Origin of the sequence: Scandinavium sp., assembly GCF_051650185.1 — a bacterium.
Lineage (GTDB): Bacteria > Pseudomonadota > Gammaproteobacteria > Enterobacterales > Enterobacteriaceae > Scandinavium.
Genome location: NZ_JBOFIN010000054.1, coordinates 1 through 26096, shown reverse-complemented (window position 1 = coordinate 26096; position 26096 = coordinate 1). Strand labels below are relative to the sequence as shown.

Annotated in this window: 26 protein-coding genes, 1 tRNA gene and 1 pseudogene; 16 read left to right on the top strand and 12 right to left on the bottom strand. The window is 51.0% G+C overall.

Annotated elements, in window-relative coordinates:
* Positions 1-15: 15 nt before the first annotated feature.
* On the bottom strand, positions 16-483 hold the full coding sequence (locus tag ACRCWW_RS06300; RefSeq protein ID WP_438681643.1) for a nucleoside deaminase: 468 nt from the start codon (positions 481-483) through the stop codon (positions 16-18).
* Positions 484-595: 112 nt separating this feature from the next.
* Between ACRCWW_RS06300 and cynR the strand changes: the two genes are divergently transcribed.
* Both cynR and ACRCWW_RS06290 read left to right on the top strand, forming a co-directional pair.
* Positions 596-1495: a transcriptional regulator CynR gene (gene cynR, locus ACRCWW_RS06295; protein ID WP_438681642.1), complete on the top strand. Its 900-nt coding sequence runs from the start codon at positions 596-598 to the stop codon at positions 1493-1495.
* Positions 1496-1599: 104 nt separating this feature from the next.
* Positions 1600-1788, top strand: a complete 189-nt coding sequence (locus ACRCWW_RS06290; protein WP_438681641.1) for a YegP family protein — start codon at positions 1600-1602, stop codon at positions 1786-1788.
* Positions 1789-1840: 52 nt separating this feature from the next.
* Here ACRCWW_RS06290 and ACRCWW_RS06285 read toward each other — a convergent pair whose 3' ends face one another.
* Both ACRCWW_RS06285 and ACRCWW_RS06280 read right to left on the bottom strand, forming a co-directional pair.
* Positions 1841-2254, bottom strand: a complete 414-nt coding sequence (locus ACRCWW_RS06285) for a hypothetical protein (RefSeq protein ID WP_438681640.1) — start codon at positions 2252-2254, stop codon at positions 1841-1843.
* A 180-nt stretch (positions 2255-2434) separates the two neighbouring features.
* On the bottom strand, positions 2435-3076 hold the full coding sequence (locus ACRCWW_RS06280) for an HD domain-containing protein (protein WP_438681639.1): 642 nt from the start codon (positions 3074-3076) through the stop codon (positions 2435-2437).
* A gap of 111 nt (positions 3077-3187) precedes the next feature.
* Between ACRCWW_RS06280 and ACRCWW_RS06275 the strand changes: the two genes are divergently transcribed.
* Positions 3188-4156 (top strand): GlxA family transcriptional regulator, encoded by a 969-nt coding sequence (locus ACRCWW_RS06275; RefSeq protein WP_438681638.1) that lies wholly within the window; start codon positions 3188-3190, stop codon positions 4154-4156.
* Between the two features lie 112 nt (positions 4157-4268).
* On the opposite strand, the gene ACRCWW_RS06270 is transcribed toward ACRCWW_RS06275, so the two are convergent.
* From ACRCWW_RS06270 to ACRCWW_RS06260, 3 genes are read right to left on the bottom strand one after another with little or no spacing between them, the layout of a single operon-like run.
* Complete coding sequence (locus ACRCWW_RS06270; RefSeq protein ID WP_438681637.1) at positions 4269-4643, bottom strand: ParB-like protein; 375 nt, start codon at positions 4641-4643, stop codon at positions 4269-4271.
* Positions 4634-5533, bottom strand: coding sequence for a YeeE/YedE thiosulfate transporter family protein (locus ACRCWW_RS06265; RefSeq protein WP_438681636.1), 900 nt, complete (start codon positions 5531-5533; stop codon positions 4634-4636). Before ACRCWW_RS06265 ends, ACRCWW_RS06270 begins: the two co-directional genes overlap by 10 nt.
* A 27-nt stretch (positions 5534-5560) precedes the next feature.
* A complete protein-coding gene (locus ACRCWW_RS06260) occupies positions 5561-6775 on the bottom strand; it encodes a bifunctional alpha/beta hydrolase/OsmC family protein (RefSeq protein ID WP_438681635.1) in 1215 nt (404 codons plus the stop codon).
* 634 nt (positions 6776-7409) lie between these two features.
* On the opposite strand from ACRCWW_RS06260, the gene ACRCWW_RS06255 reads away from it, so the two are divergent.
* The 4 genes from ACRCWW_RS06255 to ACRCWW_RS06240 all read left to right on the top strand — a co-directional run bounded on the left by ACRCWW_RS06255 (position 7410) and on the right by ACRCWW_RS06240 (position 11296).
* A complete protein-coding gene (locus ACRCWW_RS06255; protein WP_438681634.1) occupies positions 7410-7883 on the top strand; it encodes a YkgB family protein in 474 nt (157 codons plus the stop codon).
* Between the two features lie 47 nt (positions 7884-7930).
* On the top strand, positions 7931-8488 hold the full coding sequence (locus ACRCWW_RS06250) for an ester cyclase (RefSeq protein WP_438681633.1): 558 nt from the start codon (positions 7931-7933) through the stop codon (positions 8486-8488).
* Between the two features lie 109 nt (positions 8489-8597).
* A complete protein-coding gene (locus ACRCWW_RS06245; RefSeq protein ID WP_438681632.1) occupies positions 8598-9785 on the top strand; it encodes a mechanosensitive ion channel family protein in 1188 nt (395 codons plus the stop codon).
* 125 nt (positions 9786-9910) lie between these two features.
* Positions 9911-11296, top strand: coding sequence for an aldehyde dehydrogenase family protein (locus ACRCWW_RS06240; RefSeq protein WP_438681631.1), 1386 nt, complete (start codon positions 9911-9913; stop codon positions 11294-11296).
* 46 nt (positions 11297-11342) lie between these two features.
* Here ACRCWW_RS06240 and ACRCWW_RS06235 read toward each other — a convergent pair whose 3' ends face one another.
* Both ACRCWW_RS06235 and ACRCWW_RS06230 read right to left on the bottom strand, forming a co-directional pair.
* Complete coding sequence (locus ACRCWW_RS06235; protein WP_438681630.1) at positions 11343-12578, bottom strand: aromatic amino acid transport family protein; 1236 nt, start codon at positions 12576-12578, stop codon at positions 11343-11345.
* 184 nt (positions 12579-12762) lie between these two features.
* Positions 12763-13968 carry a DUF7482 domain-containing protein gene (locus ACRCWW_RS06230; RefSeq protein WP_438681629.1) on the bottom strand — a complete coding sequence of 402 codons (1206 nt, stop codon included), beginning with the start codon at positions 13966-13968 and terminating at the stop codon, positions 12763-12765.
* Between the two features lie 413 nt (positions 13969-14381).
* Between ACRCWW_RS06230 and ACRCWW_RS06225 the strand changes: the two are divergent.
* Positions 14382-14918, top strand: a pseudogene (locus tag ACRCWW_RS06225) (hypothetical protein); the annotation flags it as partial.
* Positions 14919-14993: 75 nt separating this feature from the next.
* Here the strand turns inward: ACRCWW_RS06225 and ACRCWW_RS06220 are convergent.
* Both ACRCWW_RS06220 and ACRCWW_RS06215 read right to left on the bottom strand, forming a co-directional pair.
* Positions 14994-15081, bottom strand: a tRNA-Ser gene (locus ACRCWW_RS06220).
* 141 nt (positions 15082-15222) lie between these two features.
* Positions 15223-16851, bottom strand: coding sequence for an ABC transporter substrate-binding protein (locus tag ACRCWW_RS06215; protein ID WP_438681628.1), 1629 nt, complete (start codon positions 16849-16851; stop codon positions 15223-15225).
* Positions 16852-17125: 274 nt separating this feature from the next.
* Between ACRCWW_RS06215 and yccA the strand changes: the two genes are divergently transcribed.
* Complete coding sequence (gene yccA / locus ACRCWW_RS06210) at positions 17126-17785, top strand: FtsH protease modulator YccA (RefSeq protein ID WP_438681627.1); 660 nt, start codon at positions 17126-17128, stop codon at positions 17783-17785.
* Between the two features lie 92 nt (positions 17786-17877).
* Complete coding sequence (gene tusE / locus ACRCWW_RS06205; protein WP_438681626.1) at positions 17878-18207, top strand: sulfurtransferase TusE; 330 nt, start codon at positions 17878-17880, stop codon at positions 18205-18207.
* Here tusE and yccX read toward each other — a convergent pair.
* Positions 18204-18485, bottom strand: coding sequence for an acylphosphatase (gene yccX, locus ACRCWW_RS06200; RefSeq protein WP_438681625.1), 282 nt, complete (start codon positions 18483-18485; stop codon positions 18204-18206). The genes tusE and yccX overlap by 4 nt on opposite strands.
* A 394-nt stretch (positions 18486-18879) precedes the next feature.
* Here yccX and ACRCWW_RS06195 point away from each other — a divergent pair, with 394 nt between their 5' ends.
* The 4 genes from ACRCWW_RS06195 (at position 18880) to hspQ (ending at position 24106) form a co-directional block, all read left to right on the top strand.
* The gene (locus ACRCWW_RS06195; RefSeq protein WP_438681624.1) at positions 18880-20133 is read left to right on the top strand and encodes an HlyD family secretion protein; all 1254 of its coding nucleotides are present in this window, start codon (positions 18880-18882) and stop codon (positions 20131-20133) included.
* A complete protein-coding gene (locus ACRCWW_RS06190; RefSeq protein WP_438681623.1) occupies positions 20133-22295 on the top strand; it encodes a peptidase domain-containing ABC transporter in 2163 nt (720 codons plus the stop codon). The genes ACRCWW_RS06195 and ACRCWW_RS06190 overlap by 1 nt, the downstream gene beginning before the upstream one ends.
* Before the next feature lie 239 nt (positions 22296-22534).
* Positions 22535-23725 carry a 23S rRNA (cytosine(1962)-C(5))-methyltransferase RlmI gene (gene rlmI, locus ACRCWW_RS06185; protein WP_438681622.1) on the top strand — a complete coding sequence of 397 codons (1191 nt, stop codon included), beginning with the start codon at positions 22535-22537 and terminating at the stop codon, positions 23723-23725.
* A gap of 63 nt (positions 23726-23788) precedes the next feature.
* Positions 23789-24106 carry a heat shock protein HspQ gene (gene hspQ / locus ACRCWW_RS06180; RefSeq protein ID WP_438681664.1) on the top strand — a complete coding sequence of 106 codons (318 nt, stop codon included), beginning with the start codon at positions 23789-23791 and terminating at the stop codon, positions 24104-24106.
* 33 nt (positions 24107-24139) lie between these two features.
* On the opposite strand, the gene ACRCWW_RS06175 is transcribed toward hspQ, so the two are convergent.
* Positions 24140-24553 carry a CoA-binding protein gene (locus ACRCWW_RS06175; RefSeq protein WP_438681621.1) on the bottom strand — a complete coding sequence of 138 codons (414 nt, stop codon included), beginning with the start codon at positions 24551-24553 and terminating at the stop codon, positions 24140-24142.
* 169 nt (positions 24554-24722) lie between these two features.
* Between ACRCWW_RS06175 and csgI the strand changes: the two genes are divergently transcribed.
* Complete coding sequence (csgI, locus tag ACRCWW_RS06170) at positions 24723-25385, top strand: curli synthesis inhibitor (protein WP_438681620.1); 663 nt, start codon at positions 24723-24725, stop codon at positions 25383-25385.
* 96 nt (positions 25386-25481) lie between these two features.
* Positions 25482-25940, top strand: a complete 459-nt coding sequence (mgsA, locus tag ACRCWW_RS06165; RefSeq protein WP_438681619.1) for a methylglyoxal synthase — start codon at positions 25482-25484, stop codon at positions 25938-25940.
* Positions 25941-26096: the final 156 nt, after the last annotated feature.

Genomic DNA, 26096 nt, shown 5'->3' with positions numbered 1-26096 from the left:
CGCACTCTCACGCCACTATTTCGCATTCAGAACCTGCCAGCGCTGATACACCCTGATGGCCTCGGGGCTGGGCTGATGCACCATCGGCAACCGACGCTGGGCAATCGGTTTGGCGAACTCACCGTAGAAGGTTTCCAGTTCAAAATATTTGCGGTCGTCTCGGTAATACGGCACGTATTCCTCGCGGGTGGTGATGTAGATAACCTTGCGCGGGCTGCAATAATAGAGCGCCCCGAGGCACATCGGGCAAGGGCTCGCCAGAATGTAGATATCACAGTCACTGAGATTTTCGGTGCCCAGTTTACGGCAGGCTTCGCGCACTGCGAGGATCTCCGCATGCGCCGTGGGATCGTTAGTCTGAGCCACCTGATTCGGGCTTTCAGCGACAATCTCTTCCCCGCGCACAATTACCGTGGCAAACGGTCGACCGCCCTCTTCCACATTTTTCATCGCCAGCTCAATCGTACGTTTTACAAAATCCATCTCTCGCTCCTTTGGTTTGCGCTGATGCATAACAAAAGAGTAGAGGCTTTGATTGATAAGATAAAAGACTCAATTATTATTGTAGCTATCAGTATTTCTTATAGGTGATGCGATGATCCTGCGCTATGTCCACTACTTCCTTGCTGTCGCCGAGCACGGAAGCTTCACTCGCGCCGCCGCTGCGCTGTATGTCTCGCAGCCTGCGCTTTCACAGCAAATCAAGCTGCTGGAACAAACGCTGGAAGTGCAGCTTTTTGACCGGACGGGCCGAACGGTTCGTCTGACCGATGCCGGGAAAGTGTTTCAGCGCCACGCCCGTCAGGCGATAAACGAACTGGAAGCCGGAGCCCGTGCGGTGCTGGACGTGGAAGATTTAAGCCGAGGGCATGTGCGTCTGGGCCTGACGCCGACCTATACGCCGTGGCTGGCAGGCCCACTGCTGGCCGCCTTCTGGCAGCGTTATCCCGGCATCACGCTTGCCGTCAGCGAAGGCACTCAAGGGCAGATTGAGCAGCAGCTGGTCAACGATGAGCTGGATATCGGCCTTGGGTTTGCAGGCGATCACGCCGCAGAACTCTCCGCCACCGCTCTGATGCAGGAAGGGCTGGTGCTGGTCGTCAGTAAAGATCACCCCCTCGCCGGGCAAGAGCAGCTGGCGCTGACGGCGCTCGCCGGACAGCCACTGGTGTTGCTGGACCGAAGTTTTTCCACCCGCGTTGAAATCGACCAGCAATGTCGCACACAAAATGTAAGCCTCAATCTTGTGATGGAGACCAATACGCTGGGTGCCATTCTGGCGCTGGTGCAGCGCGCACCGCTGGCAAGCATTCTGCCGGATACGCTGGCGCAGGCGCACGATGCTCTCTGCACGCTTGAATTGTCGCCCCCACTTTCCGGGCGTACCGGAGTCGTGCTGACCCGCAAAAACTCTCATCATGCCGCCGCAGCAGCGCTTACAGAAGTGTTGAGTCACGTACTCGGGGAGCTGAAGGTCAGGCAGCACGGGCATTAATCCGCTTCAAAATCCTTGAATTCGCTCTTTAATCCGCGGTGGCAAGGTTTGTGTCAGACTCTATGCTTAACAGGTCAATTGCAGACACAACCGAGGAGAAAGCCATGGGATATTACGAAATCAAGAAATCCGATAAGGACACCAAAGAGCCGTACTACTTTGTACTGAAAGCCGCGAACCATGAAGTGATTGCCCGCAGCGAAATGTACTCAACCAAGGCAGCGGCGCAAAAAGGCATTGCTTCAGTGCAAAAAAACGCAGGCACGACCGAGATAAAAGACAAAACGGTGTGATGCAGACAGAATAAAGCCCGCAACCAGTGCGGGCTTTATTCAGGCGGAACGTTTACTCAGAAACGCTTTTCTTCAGATCTTCAGCGCCCGCTTTGGTTTTATCCCACGCTTTGCTGCTGCCCTCTTTGGTGGCATCCCAGGCTTTCTGACTGCCTTCTTTGGTGCTGTTCCAGGCTTTTTCAGAGCCCTGTTTGGTTTTATCCCACGCCTTCTCGCTGCCCTCTTTGGTGCGATTCCAGGCTTTCTCACCGTCTTGCTTCATGTTGTCGGTGATGGAACCGTCGCTTTGCGCTTTGGTGATGTGCTCCTGAGTACGGTGCTCAGTTTTGTGTAACTTCTCTTTTGCTGTGTCAGCGCCGGCATGTGCGGCCTGAACGGTTTCATCTGTGGCATGCTGCATTTCGCCCTGCGCCATCGCGCCAGTGGCAACAAACAGAAGGGACATAGCGATGATTGTCTTTTTCATTTGAATTTCCTTTTATCAGAGTCCGTGGACAACTCTATTCATGCCCCGCTTCGCCAACAAGGTAAAAAATCTTAATTAAATCAGGAGGTCTGTCTGAGGGAGAGGATAGTATGAAAGCCAAAAACGCCGAAAAGGGAGAGTTTATCTCTCCCCTTTCGTTCGCCAGACTGCGGCCTGTACTCATCCTCTCCAGGCTGAATTCCTGATGATGGAGCAGAAGTTCAGCGGCTGGAAATCACGTTCTTTATCCTTGATAACATCCGCTTTGACGTTACCAAAGGTGGTCTGTGGCTTGTGCTTGATCCCGTTGTAAAACGCCGAGATGATTTCCTCTTTGAAATTGGCTGAGCGCGGATGTTTTGCCGTCACCGCTTCCCTGTCGCTTTCGCTGAAATGCTCGTAGCCCATACCAAGCACATCCATTTCCACACCGGCGGTCAGCAGCGCGATTTCAGGGGCCATAAATTCAGGGATGCCCGGTGTGGTATGTAACGCGATGGCTGTCCAGACGGTCGTAATGTCCTGCTCGGTGACGCCATAGCTGCGAAGAAAGTCGCGTGCTGCGTTAGCGCCATCAACCTCAAACCGCTTGTCACAGCTGCAATGCTCGTGCGTCAGGCCAACGTCGTGGAACATACATCCTACGTAGAGCAACTCTTTGTCCACCTTCAGGCCGCGATGCTGCCCGGCAAGCGCGCCCCAGTAATAGACACGGCTGGAGTGGTGAAACAGCAGATCGTTTTCTGTGTCCCGCACAAATTCTGTTGTCGCACGGGCCAGCTGGCTATCGGGAATGGCAATGTCTTTCATCGTTGAGTGCATTTTTTTGTCTCCTTCAGTTGAGTTCGGACAGTGTATCGGGCAATCTGAATGTCATCATTAGCCACATAACGACAAATAAAGACATTCACACCAAAGGAGACATACAGAAAGATGAAACGCACGATCGCCATTCTGGCCATGCCTGGCGTGCAGCTGCTGGATGTCTCAGGCCCGCTGGATGTGTTTGCCGAAGCCAATACCTTACTGCGTCGCGAAGTGTATGACCTGAAGATTGTGACCCTCGATGCAGGCCATGTGCGCGCCTCGTCAGGCATCGAACTGGTGGGTCATTGCAGCCTGGATGCCTGCGACACCTTCCGACCAGATACCTTTCTGGTGGCAGGTATGCCCGATGCCCCCCACACTCAGTTGAGTACAGCCGCAAGTCATAGCATCAAACTGCTTTGTGATAACAGCCGTCGGTATGGCTCCATCTGCACCGGTGCGTTTCTGCTGGCTCAGTCGGGCGTGTTGACCCATCGCACCGTGACGACTCACTGGCAATCAGCCGATCGGCTTGAAAATAGCTACCCTGATATCCGCGTGGACAAAGACGCGCTGTACGTGGCTGACGGCCCGGTCAGAACGGCTGCTGGCGTCACCTCGGGGATGGATCTTGCGTTAAGGCTGGTTGAGGAAGATTTGGGTCGGGAGCTGGCAATGGATATCGCGGGCAATCTGGTGATGTTTTTCCGCCGCCCGGCAAACCAGAGTCATTACGTCAGAAGGCAGGCACTTTCGCTCAACGGTCGGGAAGCCTTGCAGGAATTGCAACGCTGGACCCTCACCCATCTTGACCGCATTCATTCGCTTTCAGACATGGCCGACCATATCGGCCTCAGCACCCGCCACCTCAACCGGCTTTTTCAGCAGCAGCTTAACGTTCGCCCCGGTGAGTGGCTGGAAGCCTGCCGCATCAGCCGGGTTAAAGAGATGCTGGAGAAGGAAGATATCCCACTGAAAACCATCGCTAGCGCGGTCGGCTACAGCAGCGCAGACAGCCTGCGCCGGGCCTTTATCAGACAAATGGGCATGACGCCGCCGATGTACCGCAAGCTGCATCTGCGCAGCGTTTACTGAGGGAGTCAACTCCCTCAGCGCGACGTTGAAACACAGCTTTCGCCCGGATATCCCGGCAGTGTTTTCGCCTCCGGCAGACAGGCTAGTTTCTTCGCCTGCGTGAGGCGCTCATCTAGGTTGCCCGCATTGACGGGCTGCCAGCCCATGTGATCCCCCACCAGCTCGCCCACGCAAATTCAACAAAATAGACCTGCTTTTTCTTGTCGAAATACCCTTCATCCTGCAACTGGTCTGCAAGAGAGCGATAAGGATAATCCGGCAAATCAGCAATATGCTTCGGCAACTGCTGCGGTGTTATCGACTGCCCTTTTTCATTTTTCAGCCACACCCAGTGGTTTTTCTCCATCTGCGACCAGAACGTAGCCTTATCCTGCAGGTGAGCAATGACTTTCACCGTGGTCTTTTTAATGCCCATCTGCCACAAGGTGCGAGTGAGGTGATGCCTGTCCACAAGCCAGTACTCGCCCTCAGGTGATCCTACCCGCATTTATTCTTCACTAACCCGTAAAGCAGAGATGTCGTGATTAAAATGCTCGTCAACATAGCCAGCAACAAAATAAAAATCGCCGGTGTCAGTGAGGGTAATTTACTGAACAGAAAATTGTCATTGCCCCCCCCCATCATTCTTGAACCGATCATCATGATTGTTCCGCCACAAAAATGCCTAACCCCTTTGGCGGCAGATAAACGGATGAACACAAAATCTTTATAATAGAGATGGTATAGCAGCATTCCCATCAAAAAAGCGATAAAACCAGCCATCCGCATTTTATTGAGGATTTCGTCATAGCGGACAACATACCAGACATCCGTAATAAGACGACTGAGCGACCACCCTATATTGGCGGAATAAATAAGCCCGAAGGTCAGGCCGGGGATCAGCAACCGGACCAGGCTACGCAGGCGATCTTTTCGACGACGTTGCAGCCAGCCAGTTGCACAGAGGACGAGTAACATCAGGCAAAGCAGTATCGGCGGATGCCCTTGTTTGAAAGAGGACGCCGCAGCAGGGTAAGGTGGCAAAACGGCGGCGATGCCCATCATTCCCCCTAACGTCAGCAGCATATGCCCGTCACCTTTGGCCAATTTTGACAGGGTGCCAAAGAAGCAACCACGGTTTAACGCAGCCCCCACCCCGAAAAGTGCAGCTCCACTCAGTGCGCACCAGAAAGTCATCCCGCTCGGGGAAAACAGCCGAAATGACTGAAAATGAAGGCTCAACAGAGCGGCGACCAGGGCGACCCCAAGGATCAGCAGCAGACGCTCCGGGCGCTTCTCCATCAACAGGCTTACCGCGGCGACCAGGCAAAATCCGCCTCTCTGTACCATCCAGCCCGAAATCATGAGCAACAGGATAAGTCCGACGTCAGACGGCACGGTGCTCTCCCCCTAATCAACGACGCATCAGGTAAGTCGTGTGACAATATTAATGTGGTTCTGCAGCGTTTTATGAACGGGGCAGCGCCCGGCTATCTCCAGCAACCTGGCCGTTTCTTCTGCAGTGAGATCCCCTTCGACCTCAATGTCGCACGAGATACGATCGGCCAAATTCTTACCGTCAATACAGTCCGTGCAATCAATGAGATGCTCGCGGGAGTGTCGCAGAGTGACAACCAGACGCGTGAGGGCCAGCTTTTTGTGGCGCGCATACAGGCGCAGTGTCATTGAAGTGCAGGTCCCGAGTGCCGATAATAAATGTTCATAGGGCGTGGGACCGACACCTGCCCCGCCAGAGCTCACCTGCTCATCAGCCTGCCAATGATGATGAGCTGTCTGGATATCACACAAAAACGCACTATCAAGCATGGAGACCACCACCTCGCCTTCCGTCGGCCGCGCTGGCTCTACAGGAGAGGCGCGTTCCGGTAAATAGCGCTCGGCCCACGCCGCGATACAGCTCGCGGCATAGCGGGCATCGGCTTTGTTGGTCAGGAGATGGTCGGCGGTGTCGAGCGAAATAAAACTCTTTGGATGGCGTGCTGCCTTATAGAGTAATTCAGCTTGCTCGAGGGAAACGGTGGTGTCCCGGGGTGAGTGCAGAATGAGCAGTGCTTTGTTGAGTTGACTCAATGGCTGACTGATGTTAACCGCTTCAACATCATCCAGAAATTGCTTTCTGATGGTGAATTCCCGGCCCGCTAACTGCACCCTGGCCGTCCCTTGTTCGCGGATTTCGTGCAGTTTCCCCTTAAACTGTTTCAGGACATGTGACGGATCTGCGGGCGCACCCAGCGTGGCGACACAGGTGACGCTCTCAAGCCGGGCCGCAGCAGCCAGCACCGCGGTCCCTCCCAGGCTATGCCCCAGCAGGAGCTGCGGTGGCTGATGATACTGAGAGAGGTAGTCTGCCGCCGCCAGCAGGTCTTCAACGTTAGACGAAAAATTACTGCTGGCAAATTCCCCTTCGCTACTGCCCAGGCCGATAAAGTCAAAACGAAAGACCGCTATTCCTTTATTTACCAGCACGTGACTGATTTGTGTGGCCGCGGTCAGCGTTTTCCCGCAGGTAAAACAGTGGGCAAATAAAGCGTAGCCTACAGGATCCGCCGGGGATTCAAGCAGTCCGCTCAGCAAAATACCGTCTTTATTGGGAAATTCTATTTTCTGTTTTCTCATCATAAATAAGTCCAGGATGGGTTATGCCCCACATTATCTCGCTGTTGGCAAAGTACGGTGTTTAATCCCTGACGGCGGAAGCACTTTTACTGATACAGAGTTCGTGGGTTGTCTGGCTCCTGTGCTTGTTTTTCTGGACGATTTAATTTTCATTGCCATGCAAATCACCGACAGCGTGAGCATAAATGAAAAAACACCAGAGAATGTAAAATCCAGACAGACCATCAGAATATTATTTATGCCACCATGACCATTAAACGCGTGATGATAGACACCAGGGAATAATGCATCCATCAGAGCAACCCCTATATAGCAAAACAACAAAAATGAGGATGAAAAAATGCAGGAATAATGAATACCAACATATTACCTCCAGTACCAGAAACTCTCCATTTTAGTCAGCGTCTTTTGCTACGCCATCTTCTGTCCGGCTAAATAATTCACACCTTAAAAATACAGTTAAACTGACACAAACCATCGTGCAACTCTATATGCATTTAATTTTAAATGTATAACATTTTTGTTATATATTTTATCTTGAAAATCCTCACCCTGCGTGGTTATCTGGTTTCGCAGCACTTCAAGCCATTATATTAAATGGACTTCTTTTTGTTTTTAAATAATAGAGGACGACATTATGAAATCTCAGAAAAATGAAATGAAATCACGGGATGTTCACATTCTGCGCTTCAGCCTGGTGCTGATCTTCTTTTTCTTTGGCTATGCAAAATGGTTTGAATACGAAGCGAATGGCATCGCCCTGTTCGTCGCGAATAGCCCGCTAATGTCGTGGATGCACGCGGTGTTGGGGCTACGAGGAACCAGTAATTTTCTGGGTGCCGTTGAATTGGCCATCTGTGCGCTGTTGCTCATAGGATTTCGGGTGCCTCTAGCCGGGCTTTTGGGAGCCGCAGGGTCAACAGCTACATTTGGTGTCACCCTGACCTTTCTGTTTACGACACCTGGCAGCGTCGTTCATGAGGCCGGTGGCTTTCCGGCATTGAGCAGCACGGCGCAGTTTTTGCTCAAAGATGCCGTGCTGCTTGCCACTTCCGTGGTGCTGCTGAGACATGAACTGAGCTTCCGACAAACTGCTGCTCAAAAGGCGTAATTTCCCAAACACTCTCCTTTTACTGAAGACAAAAACAGGGAAATAGTATGGTCAAAATTTCACGTAAGACCCTCAGCGTGCTGACATTAGCTTTCACGGCTTATGCCGTCCCTGCTTTCGCTGCAGAGCCTGTTTACCCCAATCTGCCGGTCCTGAAGGCCCATCAGTACAGCGCTACAGAGCAGGCCAATCTAAAAACGACCGCAGCGTTTCACCAGAATTTTTCTGCCCATAACTTTGAAAAAAACGGCCCTCTGGTGGCTAAAAATATTCATGTCCGCTCCAATGGTGTTGAATTCTTTGGCCGGGATAAGTTTGTCGACCGGATTGGGCGCTTCACGAATTATTTCCCGGATGTGGCGATCAATGACTTTGCCAGCTATGCCGACGGTAACACTACCGTGGTGCGCTTCGTCATCACCGGTACCCAAAAAGGAGATTTCTCCACCCCTGACGGCGTCGTAAAGGCTAAGGGGCAAAAAATCAAAGTTGAGGGGATCGAGATTTTCACCTTTGATGACGCAGGCCAGGTCGCGGACCTTGTGACCGTTGAGCGGGGTGACCAGCTCATCGCCCAAATCACCGGCAGGGAAGTGGTGCAGTAATCCCCGTGTCGGCCAAAAACGTCGTGCAGGCCCCTGAACACCTTTGACTAGCGGGTGAAGGTGGTTCTGCGCAAAACGGGATAAGAGCATAACGTTACGGAGTGTTACTATGCTACAGGAATGGTTAAGCCACAGCATGGGCGTCGCCGAAGGCATGGCGGTGGCAGGAATGATTATTGGCGGTGGCCTGACCTTCCTGGGGTTTAATTTCTTTATCTCCCGAATCATTATCCGGCGACTGGTGGGATGCGAAGACTGTCAGAGCGATGACATCAATAAAAAAACCCGCGCCTATTACAAAATTGCGCTGATCTTTTCCTTATTGGTGATAATTCTCCTCGCCCTTTATTTGCCCAATATTCCACCGCTAATCTCGAAAGTCAGCGTGCTAAGTTCCACGAGCCTGCTCATCGCGTTTGTCTCCTGGTTTTGTTCTGATCTGCTTGATTTACTCAACAACCGCTACAACACTCGTCAGGAAAATGGCAACCACTCGATCAAAGGCTACGTGCAGATAGGTAAGATTATTGTTTTCCTCGCTGCGCTGATTCTGATTGTCGCCACCCTCGCCGATAAATCACCACTGATTATTCTCTCAAGCCTGGGTGCGGCCGCGGCGGTCATTCTGTTATTATTTCAGCATACGCTCATATCGCTGGTCGCAAATATTCAGGTCTCTTCTTCTGATGCCATCCAGCTCGGTGACTGGGTTGAAATTCCCCATCTGGACATTAATGGTGTCGTCACCGATTTAGCCTTACACACGACCACGATTAAAAACTGGGATAACACCCTGTCACGACTGCCAACAAAGTACTTTATCACTGAGCATTACACCAACTGGCAGCCAATGTTCTCTTCAGGAGGGCGGCGCATCAAACGGGCTTTTTATATCGACCAGAAAACCATTCGTTTTATTAATGATGAGATTGTTGCCTCGCTGAAAAAATTGCCCGTGATGACAGAGATAGCCCAGCCCCTGCTTTTGCCACGGGCAGAGGAATCACTGAACAGCAACCTGGCCCTGTTCCGCAAATACATTAAACATTACCTGATGAGCAGAGGGGATATCCGCATGGATATGCTCTGCATGATCCGGCAAATGCCCGCAGGCCCCGAAGGATTACCGGTCGAAATTTACTGTTTTACCTCGCAGGTGGGATGGGAGGCCTACGAAGAAACTCAGGCAGAGATTTTTGAGTTTGTCGTGTCCGTCTCTCATTACTTCCATCTAAAAATTTACCAGCGCCCCTCGGATATTCACCACTTTCCGACCACGTTAGCGGACAGGCAATAACGCCGCATCGCATGATCGGCGAAAGATGCAGAACGGTTACCCAGTCCCAACGAATTCACACATCTAAGGAAAAAGCGGAAAGCAGCGTGCTCCGGCAACGATGCGGGAAAGCTTTTAGAGCCATTATGATAGAAGTTGTTCATGCTTATGATCGTACCCCATTAAAAATCCTGACGCCCGACTCATCCGACGATCTCAACCTCAAACTGGAGATCGCCCACAACAGGTTCCGACAACGAGAGAACTGGCTTCTTCCGTATCAGCGTATTCAGATCTTGCGCAAACTGGCGTCGTTGATGCTGGCTGAACGTGAAGCCTTTGCCATGCTGATTGCTCGTGAAGGCGGAAAGCCTTATGCCGATGCGATGACAGAAACGATGCGAGCCATCGATGGCGTCAACAACGCCATCGACAGCATGTTGAATTTCGCTGGCAAAGAGATCCCAATGGGGCTCACCCAGGCGACCTCGCAACGCAGGGCGTTTACCGTCAAAGAGCCTATTGGCGTCGTGGCGGCGATCTCCGCCTTCAATCACCCCTTAAACCTGGTGGTGCATCAGGTGATCCCGGCCATCGCCGTGGGGTGCCCGGTTATCGTTAAACCCGCACTTGTCACCCCGCTGTCCTGTCTCCGGTTACTGGAACTGCTGGCGGAAGCGGGGATGCCGGAGGGATGGGTGCAAAGCTTTTTACCGGCGAGCAATGAGGGGGCCGAAGCGCTTGCAACCGACAACCGTGTGGCGTTTTTGAGCTTTATCGGATCGGCAAAAGTCGGCTGGTACCTGCGCTCACGCCTGCCAGCGGGAACACGCTGTGCGCTGGAGCATGGCGGTGCCGCGCCGGTGATTGTCGATAAAACGGCCAATCTGGATATCGCGGTGGAGCGCCTGGTGAAGGGAGGTTACTATCATGCCGGGCAAGTCTGCGTGTCTGTCCAACGTATTTTCGTCCATTCCGCCATTCAGGCCGAGTTTGTTGAACGATTTAGCCAACGCGTGCAGGCATTGAAAGTGGGCGATCCTGAACGCCCCGAAACCGAAGTCGGGCCGCTGATTACGCCAAAAGAAACAGCGCGCGTAGAAACCTGGATTCAGGAGGCGGTAGATACCGGCGCAACGCTGTTGGGCGGCGGCCGCCTTAGCCAGACCACGTTGTTACCCGCCATTCTGCTTAACCCCACATCGCACAGTAAAGTTTCCGCCCAGGAAGTATTTGGTCCGGTGACCTGCATTTACAGCTACCAGGATGTTTATCAGGCCATTCACTCCGCGAATGCCCTTCCCGTTGCGTTTCAGGGAAGTATTTTCACCGAAGATCTCAGCCTTGCCCTGGCCTGCGCAGAAAGGCTCAATGCCTCAACGGTGCTCATCAACGATCACAGCGCTTTTCGTGCCGACTGGATGCCCTTTAGTGGAAGGCAGCAATCAGGTTATCGCTGCGGAGGAATACCCTTAACGATGGAAGAGATGACAGAAAGTAAGATGATCGTCTTTAACCAGAATATGCTCTGAGCTGTAAATACCCTCCCCGGAGTTCGTTCGGAGAGGGTTTTACGGCTCACCATCCTGCGGGAAGATAGCCCAACAAAGCCAGCACGGCGTAAACGGCACTTGCGGCATACAGCGCAACAATGATTGTGTACATCAAAAGCGAGGTTATTCGCATATTGCACACCCAGAGGGGAGTCACATCTCCCTTTTTCCTTGCCCCGGCGAGGATCAGTATCGGCATAATTGACAGGACTAATCCGCTAAATACCCCGGCGAAATAGAGTGCGTTAACAAAGGAAACGAACCCGCTGTAGGCGAGAATAAACGGAGGCAGTACAACAATAAGCAGCACGACAAAACGACGAAAGCCAATGCCATCGTCCCCAAGCCGAAACTTATCAAAGATGTTGCTCAAGAAACTGCCACCCAACCCCCAATAGGATGTCAGCATCGCGCACAGCGCAAAGAGGTTGGCAGCAAAAAATGCCCATTCGCCCAGGGCTTTTCCCCATGCAATCGTGGCCACATCCGTAATATTACTCAGACCGTTCAGCACGATGACCGACAGCGGAACGAAAGCTAATAACAGAAAGGTAATACTCATCCCGACGATAATAGCCTTTGGTAGCTGATCCGCTTTATCGCCAAAACCTCTGGCCATTTCCGGGACGATATATTGTGCAGAGAATGAAAAAACCACGACATTAAAAATGGGCACCATATAACGCCAGTCCCCTTCGGTCAAATAACTCAGGTGGGTGGAGTGACTGAGAAAAGTTCCGCTAATCAACAGGGCTATCATCACCAGCATCCCGATGCTGATGAACTTCTCCCCCCGACCAATGGCTTTTAGCCCAAGATATAACACCCCGGTGGCAGGAATAAAAAATAAAATACTGCCAATGGCCGGTGACACACCCAACAGTGCATTGATTAATTTCCCACTCCCCGTCATATACGCCGTTAACGCGCCAACGCTGTTGATACAAACAGATAAAAATATCAACCACGAGCCGGTTTTCCCGACATAGCGCTGCGCCAAACCACTTAACTGAAGATGCGAATTGGTTCGTAACGTGGCCTCCGCCACATACAGCATTGTGATGGTGGTCAGAATGCCCACCACAGTTAACCAGAATAACAAAGGAAAGAAGCCGGCTTTTCGAGAGGCATAGGCAATCGACAACACCCCGGCCCCCACATTGGTGCCTACGATCATCGCCACTCCTTCAATAAAACTGAGCGATCCTTTGAGGGGTTGCGTGTCTTTGGAAAGTGATGGCACAGATGTATTATCAGTCATAATAGTTTCCCTAAGCGATATGCAATGTAACGACTGGCGATATCTCGACAACAGCTCTCATTTGGAAATAAGCTGCTGGGGTGTTTTTCTTTATTGCTGACGTGAAAAAACGCGCAGCGTAAATCACCAGGATTTACGCTGAACAGAATCAAACTGCTCTGGGTACGACGACATTCATTCGTTATCAGTTGATGCGATAAACGACCGGGCAGTTGATGATGATCCCCGCGGCTTTTGGTGCTTTACCATCAACCAGGCTCACCACCAATCCTTTCTCTGCGGCATTCTCGATATCAAATGCGTTAGTCAGTTTTGTTCGATAGCCTTTTGCAATGGCTTCTTTAGTCCATTTAACCGGGAACAGACGCCACATTGGGGAGTAATCAAGGTTAATGGTTGGAATACCCCCCAGCACATTTAAAGGTCCATGGGAGCCTTTATCAGAAAGCGCGCTGTTGACACCCTGACGAAACGGGTTGTTAATACCGACCGGGCCGTTGGCAAACGCATAAATACGTTCTGCAAACTCGCCTGGCGAAGCATCTTCAAGTGAAAATGGTAATTTGCTTAACGCAGGGGTATAAGTAGAAGTTTCAAGGGCAGCGATGGTTTTATCATTCGAATCCGTTGAGATATAAAAAACAGGTTTGCCAAAAGTATAACCAAGCGTCATATTCAGCGTCACTGATTTCGTTTTCGGGCAAATACGTACCACTTTATCGTGCACGAGCGTATGATCGACGTTACCATCGCACATCGTATTCAGCTTTTCTGCTGACACATTCTCAGCAACGGTTGGCATATTATATACCGCACTGCCGCCTGCAATTTTCACCATTGGAGTATAATCGGCATCACCCACAGAACCTGCTTGCGCATGTTTAGGAGGAAAGTAATCAGGCTTATTTCCTGGCGTGATACTTAATCCTGGTGAGAAATCGACTTTGCCTTTATTAAAAATAAATGCACCAGACTGTTCAACTCTCGCCATTCGGGCGTTGTCGTCTGTGATACCGTAAGCCATTTTCGCCGAAAATACAGCACCATGAAGCTGCGCCAGTTGCTGATCGGAAACATCGGTAATAATTGACCATACCGTTTCCCCAGATTCCAGTTTACCTTCATATAAAGGGAGCGTGACCGTGCCTTTAACTAAATCCACTTGCCCTGATTTCATCAATAACACCGGCCCAAGAAAAGAAGGATTAATTTCAGAGGGGGATGGCTGCGCAGTTATAACATGCTCATCCGGGAAAATCGAGGGAGGTGCTGTCCGCCCTTCTTCAAGGGGAATACCTTCCTGTCCACGGGCCACAACGACTGCGTGTGCAGAGAATACGGGAAGCAAAGCCGCTGTAATACAGCAAGAGATTGTAGATTTTAAATTCATAACCAACACCTTTTATTTTTTTGTTTATCATTCACATAGTAAAATTTCTCATTCCAATTGCCTCAAACATAACTACTTCATTGCTTTGGCCATTAAGTTTTAACAGAATAAAAAACGTCAAATCAGTCCATCTGATAACGAATGGGTAAACAATTTGTTATAAATTTAAATAAAAACAATAATCACAATGAATTATATGCATGCCTAATCCAAAAACCACTAATCTCGAATTTTCTGGGGCACCTCAGACAAGTGACATCAGTGACTGACAGCTAACAAAAGGTTGAGCTACAAGCATATTAACCGGAAAATTCTTGCACCAAACATGGATTAAGGCAGAAACCGGCTGTTCTCGATCTACATGTCAGCGGAAACTGGCTCCGAGCGATATTCAGTTCATTCTTACACCATTTGAAGCGCAGGGAATGGCATGGGATACGCGCGACAAGCCCGCGGGAGTGATGTTCCACAGCGCTCAGAGCAGTACAAGCCGGCAGAGTATGAGTGGGCGTGGAAACTGTTGGGATAATAGCCCAATGGAAAGCTTCTTCCGGAGTCTGAAGAACGAATGGGTGCCTGTGACAGGTTACGTAAGCTTCAGACCACAACAACCAGAGCTACAAGTGGTGATGGAAGTATCTTATCTGTGCGCGGCGCGAGAGGGTGACATCTTCGATTTGCAGGTTCCAGATCTGCGAGCAGGTGGCATTTTCATTGAGCAGAATAAAACTGGCAAAAAGCAGTTCAAAAAATGGACGCCAAAACTGAAGACCGCCATCGCCCTTGCAAGCAAACATTTTGCCCACAAGTCAGCGGTAGGATATGTGATCCCTTCACCGACCGGCGGGAGGATGAACAAAAAGACGTTTAATACATGGTGGAACAATGCCAAAAAAGCCTGGCTGCGCCAGCCTAAAGCCAAAATGTTGTTCATAGGAAGTGATCGGTAGTGAAAATAGACCAAGTGAATATACCAACAGCCAAATTAAACAAGGGGTTACCTTTCGGTAACCCCTTGTTTAATTTGGCGGAAGCGTAGAGATTCGAACTCTAGAACCCTTTCGGGTCGCCGGTTTTCAAGACCGGTGCCTTCAACCGCTCGGCCACGCTTCCTAAGTGAGGCGTACTTTAAACATCAGAAGGCATCCTGTAAACCCCCACTTTGTTCGTTTGCCTGAAAAACAGTCAAAATGCATTTAATCGCCTGAAATATCGGCATATCGTGCAGATTATCAGCATCTTTTCCCGCTTTTTTTAGTGCTTAATGATGTACATATCTTTGGTGAAGTAGAAGCCCAGCTTATCCGGCGTGAACCCACCTACCCACGGTTTCATCAAATGTGTGCGGACATAGTGGTAAACCGGGATGGCTGGCACGTCTTTCGCCAGAATATCTTCTGCCTTTTGATAGTAGTCACGGCGTTTTGCCACATCGGTCGCTTTAGAGGCTTCTGTCAGCGCCTGATCAAAGTCCGCGTTGCTGTATTTAGTCGTGTTCTGACTGTCGCCCGTGCGGAAGTTATTGAGGAAAGAAGAGGCATCGTCGTAATCCGCAATCCAGGCGTAGCGTACAACGTCATAACTGCCGGTATGCATGGCGTCCAGCATCGTTTTCCATTCCTGGTTTTGCAATTTCGCCTCAACGCCGAGATTTTTCTTCCACATCGAGCTTGCCGCAATCGCAAGACGTTGCAGCGACTCACTGGTGTTGTACAGCAAGTTGAAGGACAGCGGATGGTTTTCACCGAATCCAGCTTCTGCCAGCAGTTTTTTCGCCTCGGCAATTCGCTTTTCACGCGGCCAGCTCGCGTAATCCGGATTTTTCAGCGTGACGCCACCAATTTCGGGCTGACTGACAAGCCATGCCGCGCGTTGCCCCTGCCCTAACACTTTCTCGGCGATGATGTCTTTGTCGAGCCCCATATTCAGCGCCAGACGAACGCGCGGATCGTTAAAAGGGGCTTTAGTGGTGTTGAACTGATAGTAAGCCGTTGCCAGTTGAGGGGCGACATTCACCTCGCTGCCCAGAGTTTTCTTCAGCTGGGTAAACTGGTTGATTGGCAGGGTATAAACGATGTCGATCTCACCCGCCTTATAACGGTTGACGTCGGATGCTTCTGAATTAATCGGCAGATAGGTCACTTTGTTGATGACGGTATGTTCGTTATCCCAATATTTGGGATTTCGCTTTGCAACGATGCGTTCATTTACCACCCATTCCGTCGGCGTATAGGCCCCACTGGTAACGATATGCTGCGGTTGGGTCCACTTATCGCCAAAACGCTTAACCAGCACCGGGTCAACCGGCACCATCACATAGTGATCAAGCATGGAGAGAAACACCGCGTTGGGCTGAGTCAGCGTCACCTGCAGGGTATTATCATCCAGCGCTTTAACCCCCAACGTGTCTGGTGATTTTTTACCCGAGGCAATCTCTTCAGCATTCACAATATGCATACTGCCCGGGTAACTGGCGTACGGTGACGATGTTTTGGGATCAACCAGACGCTGCCAGCTCCAGACCACATCGTGTGCAGTGATCGCTGTGCCGTCAGACCAGGTGATGCCAGGACGCAAATGGAATGTCCAGACCGTGTTGTCCTTCTGCTCCCACTTATCCGCCAGCCGAGGAGCAATCGAACCATCCTGATTAACCGAAACCAATCCCTCGAAGATATCCCTGATAATATTGCCTTCAACGTCACTTTCTACTCTGTGCGGGTCAAGCGTGGCAGGCTCATTGCCGTTATTTCTGACCAGTTCCTGCTTCTCTGCTAACTGCGTTCCGGCTGGGACCTGCGCCGCCCAACTCATTGAGGCTGTACTCAGCAGTCCTGCAGCCATGAATGCCAGCGTAATATAATTGTGTTTTTGTGGTTTCATATCCTTTGCCTTATTGATTTCATTTTTGCCTGTTCCGCCTTCAGTGTTAGCGGTGCTTTGGCAATAACGCAATATTTTTCAGCAACCTATAAGAGGTCGATCTGATTGAAATCGGAAAAACACCAAACATTCTGCCGGGGTATGCGTTGCTGGCATAATGCTCTGATTTAAGGGGCTAACGGGTCAGTAAAGATGGGTAAAACCACTAGAGCTTTGGACTTTGTTTCCATATTCTCAGCAGTTATTACAACTGTCTTTAAAAGAGAGTGACACTATGGATCGTATTATTACCTCGTCGCGCGATCGTTCATCGCTTCTGAGCACACACAAAGTCCTGCGTAATACCTATTTTCTGCTGAGCCTGACGCTGGCGTTTTCGGCCATTACAGCGACGGCAAGTACCGTGCTGATGCTGCCGTCCCCGGGTCTGATCCTGACGCTGGTCGGCATGTACGGCCTGATGTTCCTGACTTATAAAACGGCTGATAAACCGGTCGGCATTTTGTCTGCGTTTGCCTTTACCGGCTTCCTGGGTTACATCCTCGGCCCAATGCTGAATGCCTATATCTCTGCGGGCATGGGTGATGTCATCGGTATGGCGCTCGGCGGTACAGCGCTGGTGTTCTTCGCCTGCTCGGCTTATGTGCTGACCACTCGCAAAGATATGTCCTTCCTCGGCGGCATGCTGATGGCCGGGATCGTGGTAGTGCTGATTGGGATGGTTGCGAACATCTTCCTTCAGCTGCCGGCCCTGCATCTGGCTATCAGTGCGGTGTTTATTCTGATCTCTTCTGGCGCCATCCTGTTTGAGACCAGCAACATCATCCGCGGCGGTGAAACGAACTATATTCGCGCTACCGTCAGCCTGTATGTATCGCTGTACAACATCTTCGTGAGCCTGTTGAGCATCCTTGGTTTCGCCAGCCGCGACTAAGACTGAACCTGAGCTTCACCCCAAACCCCGCTTATGCGGGGTTTTGTTTTTTGCTACACTGCGGCGGTTTTCTGCAAACGGTTAGAGTGATTATGTTGAATTTTGAAGGCCAGGAAATCGAGACAGACAGCGATGGTTATCTGAAAGAAAGCAATCTGTGGAGCGAAGGGCTTGCCGAAGTGATTGCTCAGAAAGAAGAGATAGCGCTCACGCCTGAGCACTGGGAAGTCGTGCGCTTCGTTCGTGAGTTTTACCTGGAGTTTAATACTTCTCCCGCGATCCGCATGCTGGTTAAGGCAATGGCGAAAAAGTTCGGCGAAGAAAAAGGTAACAGTCGCTATCTGTATCGCCTGTTCCCGAAAGGCCCGGCTAAGCAGGCTACGAAAATTGCTGGCCTGCCAAAACCGGTGAAGTGCATTTAATAGCGAATCCCGAAATCATGCCATTCTTTCCCGGGCTGATGAGGTTCGGTCAGAACCTTGTCCACCCGGGCACTGCGCGGTCCACCAGCCTTGAGCCAGGCGACAAGTTGTTCCACATGACTTGCTTCGCCACACGCTAACACTTCCACGCTGCCATCATCCAGATTACGCGCGTAACCTGTAAGACCCAGTTTTAATGCCTCGCGCTGGGTGCTGTAACGAAATCCTACGCCCTGAACCAGACCGTGAACCCATGCGATTGTGCACACCTGTGCCATAGCTGTTCCCCCGTTATTCTTTGCCCTATCCCACTGATGCGGGAAAGCACTATCAGCTTAGTTCGTTTTAGGTTATTACCAATATTTTTATCTGTTCACATTGCATAAATAGTTTCACTGTGTAACAGTCGAGAAGTTCAAATAAGTTCTTATAAAGAGATTGTATGCCAGCCCTCAGCGGATTACGTTTTTATGAGATCGTGTTAGTCAGTGGCGGAATATGGGTTACCCCGGCAGATCCCCCGTGGGTGCTGATGAAAGTAATCGCTATAATAAGTCGAGTAGTTAATTCATATGGCAGAGTCAGGCCCAAAAGTAAGAGATCAATCAGGGAATACTCTTTTCAGGCAAAGCATTCACACTTATTCTAAATAGAGAAAGCATTTTAAGATAAATGAATTTATTCAGAAAGGAAGCTGTAAACCATCAGACTGAAACAGAGTATGGAGAGATTATTATTCCTTCATCATTTGGCCTGTTTTTTAGTGCCATCTCCACTCTCGCTCTGCTCTTTTTAATTTTTGCTTTCATTTATTCAGGTGAATATACGCGAAAAGCTCACCTGTCCGGCATTGTCATGCCCTCATCAGGGCTAATAAAAATCACTCCCCACTATTCAGGCTATGTCACGGCATTAACCGTTACGGAAGGTCAACACGTCAATGCCGGAGAAACCCTCTATCGAATAAGCGGAGAACGCTACAACGGTCAAGGCGCAGGCACCCTTGCAGCCATGAGCATGTCGCTAAAAACCCAATACGCCATGCTTGCCTCTCAGCAAGCGCAGGAATCACGCGATAATAATCAGCAACAGCTTGCGGCCCGACAGCGGATTGATTCATTACAGCCCCAGATGAAAAGTGCTGAACAACGCCTGAAGCTGGCAGAGCATCAGGCGGAGCTGTCAGCCTCGGTGATGAACCGCTATCGCAAACTCGTTGCCAGCCATTACGTTTCCGCTATCGAATTCCAGCAGAAACAAATAGAGGTCTCTTCCGCCGAAGAAAACGTCGAAGATAAGCGGCAGATCTTGCTCCAGCTTCGTACCGCGCTGGAGACGGCACAGGATGAACTTAACCATCTTATTGCGCTGGGCGGCAGCCGAAAAACCGAGCTGGACAGGCAGCTTCAGGGTATCAGCCACCAGCTCGTTGAGCTTGAAGGACAGGAAAATTTCACGCTGACATCCCCTGTGCCTGGCACGGTTGCCGCTGTTCTTATCCGACAAGGGCAATCCGTAAAAGCAGCAGAGCCTGTGATGACGCTGGTGCCGGATAATGCCCGCTTACAGATTGAACTCTATGCGGCAAGCCAGAACGCAGGTTTTATTCAGCCAGGCCAAAAAGTCGCGCTCAGGTTTGCCGCCTTTCCTTATCAGAAATTTGGCGTGCAGTATGGAAAAATTCGTGAAATCAGCCGTACGACTCTCACCCCCGCAGATTTACTTTCAATCTCGCCGGTAGCCTGGAAAGAAAATGAGGGCCACTACCGCGTGATCGTCGATCCCGACCATACCTTTATCGTGGCCTATGGCAGAAATGAGCCCTTACGCCCGGGAATGACCCTTGAAGGAGACGTCAGTCTTGATACCCGGCATTTGTGGGAATGGTTAACCGAACCTCTCTGGAGCCTCAAAGGAAAATTGTGATGGAATCACTCAAATGGACCTGCAGAAAGCACCTTCCTGCAATTCGCCAAACCGAATCCGCGGAATGCGGGCTAGCCTGCCTTGCGATGATAAGCTGTTGGCATGGCCTCCGAACCGATCTCCCCACCCTGCGGGAGCGCTTTGCAATAAGCACTCAGGGGATGACGCTTAAAAGACTCATCGAATGTGCTGCTGGACTACAGCTCTCCTCAAGAGCGCTCAGGTTAGAACTTAACGAACTAAAATCCCTGACTCTCCCCTGCATTCTTCACTGGAATATGAATCATTTTGTCGTCCTGCATAAGGTTCGGAGTAGCAGTCTGATTATTCATGATCCGGGCAGAGGAAAAGTCCTTATTTCGCTAAAAGAGGCCAACAAGTATTTTACCGGCATCGCGCTGGAGCTATCCCCTGCGAGTGACTTTATTCAAAGAGATGAGAGAAAGAAAATCAGGCTACGCCAGCTAACCGGCAAAACGCCGGGGCTTTTCTCCGCCATGCTAAAAATTATTATTTTTGCACTGGCGCTAGAAATTCTGGCTCTGGGAAGCCCGTTGCTGAATCAAATAGTCATTGATGAAGTTCTGGTCGCCGCAGATCAAAGCCTGTTGACCATCATTATTATTGCCCTCTTGCTTTTATCTTTGACGCAAATGCTGTTATCGCTGGCCCGCCAGTGGGCAAGTATTACGTTATCCGTCAATTTTAATATGCAGTGGACTGCACGGGTGTTCCACCATCTTATCCGGCTTCCGCTCTCATGGTACGACGCGAGGAGCAAAGGAAGCATTAACGCCCGATTTAGCGCCATCGATACTATTCAGGAAGCCTTAACCACCCAGGTGCTCGAAGGCATTCTTGACGTCCTTCTGGTCATCACTTCTTTCGGGATGATGTTGCTCTACAGCCCAGATATGGCGCTTATCGCTGTGCTTGCTGCCGTTATTTATGGCGTACTGCGTGCAGTATGGTATCCGTCACTGCGTCAATCGGCAGAAGATGCGTGGGACGCAGGTACCAGAGAATCCGGGCATTTTCTGGAAACGCTGAATGGAATGCTGAGTCTCAGGATTAACGGTGTTTCCACCCATCGCGAGGCGGCCTGGTTAAACCTGAATGTCATTCGGCGAAATACAGAATTACGCCAGAGCCGGCTGCTCATGTGCTACGACATCGCACATACGTTGACCGGCAGCGTTGTCTCTGCCGTCGTGTTGTGGAAAGGGGCAGGCGAAGTCCTTAACGGCACCTTCACCGTCGGAATGCTGATAGCCTTTCTGTCTTATCAGGGGCGATTTTCGTCCAGCATCAGCAGCCTGACAGACAAATTTTTTTCATGGCGGATGTTAGATATCTACAATGAGCGCCTGGCTGATATCGTCCTTAATCCCACCGAAGGCCATCACATTCATGCCGATCCCTGGTCAGATGACATAGCAGAAAAGAGCGTTGTGATAATGCCAGGGCAATTTCCGGCAGGGGGCTACCCGCCCTTATCTCTTCAACAAATAGCCTTCAGCCACAAGGGCAGCAATATCCGGGTAATAGAAAATGTGAGCCTTACCCTCCATCCTGGTGAAGTCGTTGCTATTACAGGTAAATCAGGTTGTGGAAAGTCAACACTGGTTAAGCTTATTTTGGGCATTAGCGCTCCTGAGCAAGGCGCAATTACGGCATTTGGCATCCCCCATTCTCACCCCGACTATTTTCAGGTCCGCCAGAGAATTGGCACGGTACTTCAGGACGATCATTTATTTCGAGGATCCATCGCCGATAATATTATTTTTTTCAACGATGAGCGTAATCATGAACGAATGGTGCGGTGCGCGAAATTAGCGCTTATTGATCCTGAAATAATGGCAATGCCGATGGGATACCAGACTTTGCTCGGTGAAACGGGCGGAGGCTTATCCGGAGGGCAAAAGCAACGTATTCTCCTGGCGAGGGCTTTGTATAAAAGCCCTGGGTTTTTGCTTCTTGATGAAGCAACCAGTCATCTGGATGTCGAAAGCGAAATTGTTATCAGCCAGACCCTGCGTCAGACAGGCATACCTGTCCTGCTTATCGCCCACAGGCCAGAAACCCTCGCGTCGGCGGACCGGGTTTTTCATATGGAAAACGGCCAGCTTCGGTTGATACATACAGCGAGCAAAATAGAGTAGCCTGCGTAACAGCCGAGGGCAATCCCCGTTATTCATTGCTTTTCCCACCTGACATGGGAAAATGGCACCCATTAGATGTCTGACAAGGAAGGAAAAAACGTGGTTTTCCTTCCTTGTGGTTAGCAGTCGAAAATCAATAAATTGATTTTCCTTATTTTTTTGACATCCAGTATCAGTTCTGCGATGGCAACACTTTGTCATCAGTCTCCCATCTCTTTGAACCAACAGAATAGCAAATTATGAGCGTACGTTTAGTGTTAGCCAAAGGCCGCGAAAAGTCCTTACTTCGCCGTCACCCATGGGTCTTCTCCGGCGCGGTTGCGCGCATGGAAGGCAAAGCCTCCCTCGGCGAGACCATTGATATTGTTGACCATCAGGGCAAATGGCTGGCACGCGGCGCTTATTCCCCGGCTTCGCAGATTCGTGCACGTGTCTGGACGTTCGACAAAAACGAATCCATTGATATCGCCTTTTTCGAACGCCGTCTGGCACAGGCACAAACCTGGCGTGAGTGGCTGGCGAAAAAAGATGGCCTCGACAGCTATCGCCTGATTGCTGGCGAATCTGACGGGTTACCTGGCGTGACTATCGACCGCTTTGGCAACTTCCTGGTGCTGCAACTGCTGAGCGCAGGTGCTGAGTACCAGCGAGCAGCATTGATTAGCGCCCTGCAAACCCAGTTCCCGGAATGCGCTATTTACGACCGCAGCGATGTTGCCGTACGTAAAAAAGAAGGCATGGAACTGACTCAGGGCCCGGTCACTGGCGAATTGCCGCCTGCCCTGCTGCCTATTGAAGAACACGGCATGAAACTGCTGGTTGATATTCAGGGCGGCCACAAAACCGGTTACTACCTCGATCAGCGTGACAGCCGCCTGGCGACGCGTCGCTACGTCGAGGACAAGCGCGTTTTGAACTGCTTCTCCTACACGGGCGGATTTGCCGTGTCTGCGCTGATGGGAGGTTGCCGCGAAGTCACGAGCGTCGATACCTCTCAGGAAGCGCTGGATATTGCAAAGCAAAACGTTGAGCTGAACAAACTCGACCTGAGCAAAGCGAAGTTTGTCCGTGACGACGTGTTTAAGCTGCTGCGCAAATACCGCGATGAAGGCGAGAAATTTGACGTGATCGTGATGGACCCGCCGAAATTCGTCGAAAACAAGAACCAGCTGATGGGCGCCTGCCGCGGGTATAAAGACATCAACATGCTGGCTATCCAGTTGCTGAACCCTGGTGGCGTGCTGCTGACGTTCTCCTGTTCCGGCCTGATGACCACAGATTTATTTCAGAAAATCGTCGCCGACGCCGCTGTGGATGCCGGGCGTGATGTACAATTTATAGAGCAGTTCCGTCAGGCAGCCGATCACCCGGTGATCGCAACCTACCCGGAAGGGCTGTATCTGAAAGGGTTTGCCTGTCGCGTCATGTAAGTTGAAAAGTGAAACATTGCCCACATATTCATTATGAGTAATGTTTCCCGGGAGGTGACTATGATGATTGCCAGCAAATTCGGTATCGGCCAGCAGGTCCGGCATTCGCTGTTGGGCTATCTGGGCGTGATTGTCGATATCGACCCGGAATATTCACTTGATGAGCCCTCTGAAGATGAGGTCGCAGTGAACGATGAGCTTCGCGCTTCGCCGTGGTATCACGTGGTGATGGAAGATGACGAGGGCCAGCCCGTGCATACCTATCTTGCGGAAGCCCAGCTGAAAAGCGAAGCCAGCGATGAGCATCCGGAACAGCCGACGATGGACGAACTGGCGCGAACCATCCGCCAACAGCTTCAGGCGCCCCGACTGCGCAACTAGCAAAAAACCCCGCTCAGTTCAGCGGGGTTTTCTTTATCTGGCGAGCCCTAATCGAGGGATTTCAATCGCCGGGCACTTATCCATCACCACATTCAGCCCGGCATCCTGCGCCAGCACCGCAGCTTGTTCATTAATCACACCAAGCTGCATCCACAGCGTTTTCGCGCCGATGGCAATCGCTTCCTGAGCCACACCCCATGCCGCTTCTGAATTGCGGAATACATCCACCATATCCACTTTTTCCGGCACTTCCGCTAGCGTGCCATATCCCTGTTGGCCTAACAGCGTTTTGCCTGCCACCTTCGGTGACACCGGGATAACGTGATATCCCTGATCCAGCAGATACTTCATCACGCGATAGCTCGGGCGATCAGGTTTATCGCTCGCGCCCACCAGCGCAATGGTGTGAGTCTGTTTCAGGATGCCTGCAATATCGTTCTCTTTCATTCTGTCCTCCGGGCAATTATGCCAAGTGTACGACAATCCTTAAACGCCAGCCATTCAGTCATACCAGAGTATGAGGGCGGAATCGTGGATCGTGTCTATATGTTAATAAAAATCACTTTCGTAAAATTTTGATACACTCTAAAGGTGCGCTATTTTTCAGGAGAGTCCGATGAGAACGGGAATTGCCATACTCTGGCTACTGCTTATGCTTCCTGTCAGCGCGCATGCCACAACGCTGCGGCTTTCAGGCGATATCAATTTGCTGGTGCTCGACGGAAAAAAAGTGTCCAGCCTGCTGCTGCGCGGCGCTGAAAGTATTGAACTGGATAATGGCCCTCATCAGGTCGTATTCCGCGTGGAAAAGATGGTGATCTTGCCCGATCAGAATCGCCAGCTTTATGTTTCCCCTCCCCTTATCGCCAATTTCAATTCACAGCTGATAGGCCAGGTGAACTTCAGCCTGCCGCGGCTTGAAACGCTGCAAGAAACCCAGGCATTTACCTCGACGCCGCATGTCAGTCTGCTGGATGGCAATGCAATGCCGATCCCGGTCAAACTCGATATTCTGGCGATCACCCAGGTGGGCGATAATATTGATTACGAAAAGGCCGTTGAGGCCTATAACCTCGCCAACAAACAGGCCTCCGATACTCAGTTCAGCATGCCTTTGCCCGACGACAGTACGCTGTTATCGAAAACCAATGAACTGGATAATCCGGCCTATCAGTCGCAAACCCTGACCGAGCAGCGTCTGAAATATTGGTTTCAACTGGCCGACCCGGCAACCCGCCACCGCTTTCTGGAGTGGGCAAAATCGCAGCCTTCTTCGTGATGCCATGATATAGCGCAGGATCTTTTTGCCTGTTGTCTCTTGCAGCCTCAGTCTCTTCCAGTAATCTGTCTGCATGTTGATTAAGGGATACTGATTATGGAACTGACTACCCGTACAATACCAGGTCGCAAGCACATTGCGCTGGTCGCACACGATCACTGCAAACAGATGCTGAAAGCCTGGGTCGAACGCCATCAGCCGCTGCTGGCACAGCATGTTCTGTATGGCACTGGCACCACCGGCAATCTGGTACAGCGAGCCACCTGTCTGGAGGTGAATGCCATGCTGAGCGGCCCGATGGGCGGCGATCAGCAGGTCGGCGCAATGATTGCCGAAGGCAAAATTGATGTGCTGATTTTCTTCTGGGACCCGCTGAATGCCGTACCGCACGACCCGGATGTCAAAGCGTTGCTTCGCCTGGCAACCGTCTGGAACATTCCTGTTGCCACTAACGTCGCCACGGCGGACTTCATCATCCAGTCGCCGACGTTTAACGCACCGGTTGAGATCCAAATCCCGGACTACCCGCGCTATCTGGCCGAACGCCTGAAATAGAAATTCCCCTCTGCTGAGTAACACCGATCGGTTAAGCAGAATGATCGGTTGAACGATCCGGCGGGTAGACGACAATAGCCTCATCAATTTTCTGATGGGGCTTTTTTATGCTTTCTTCCTGGCTCGACGATACCCAAACCTGGGCCGAACCCGCTT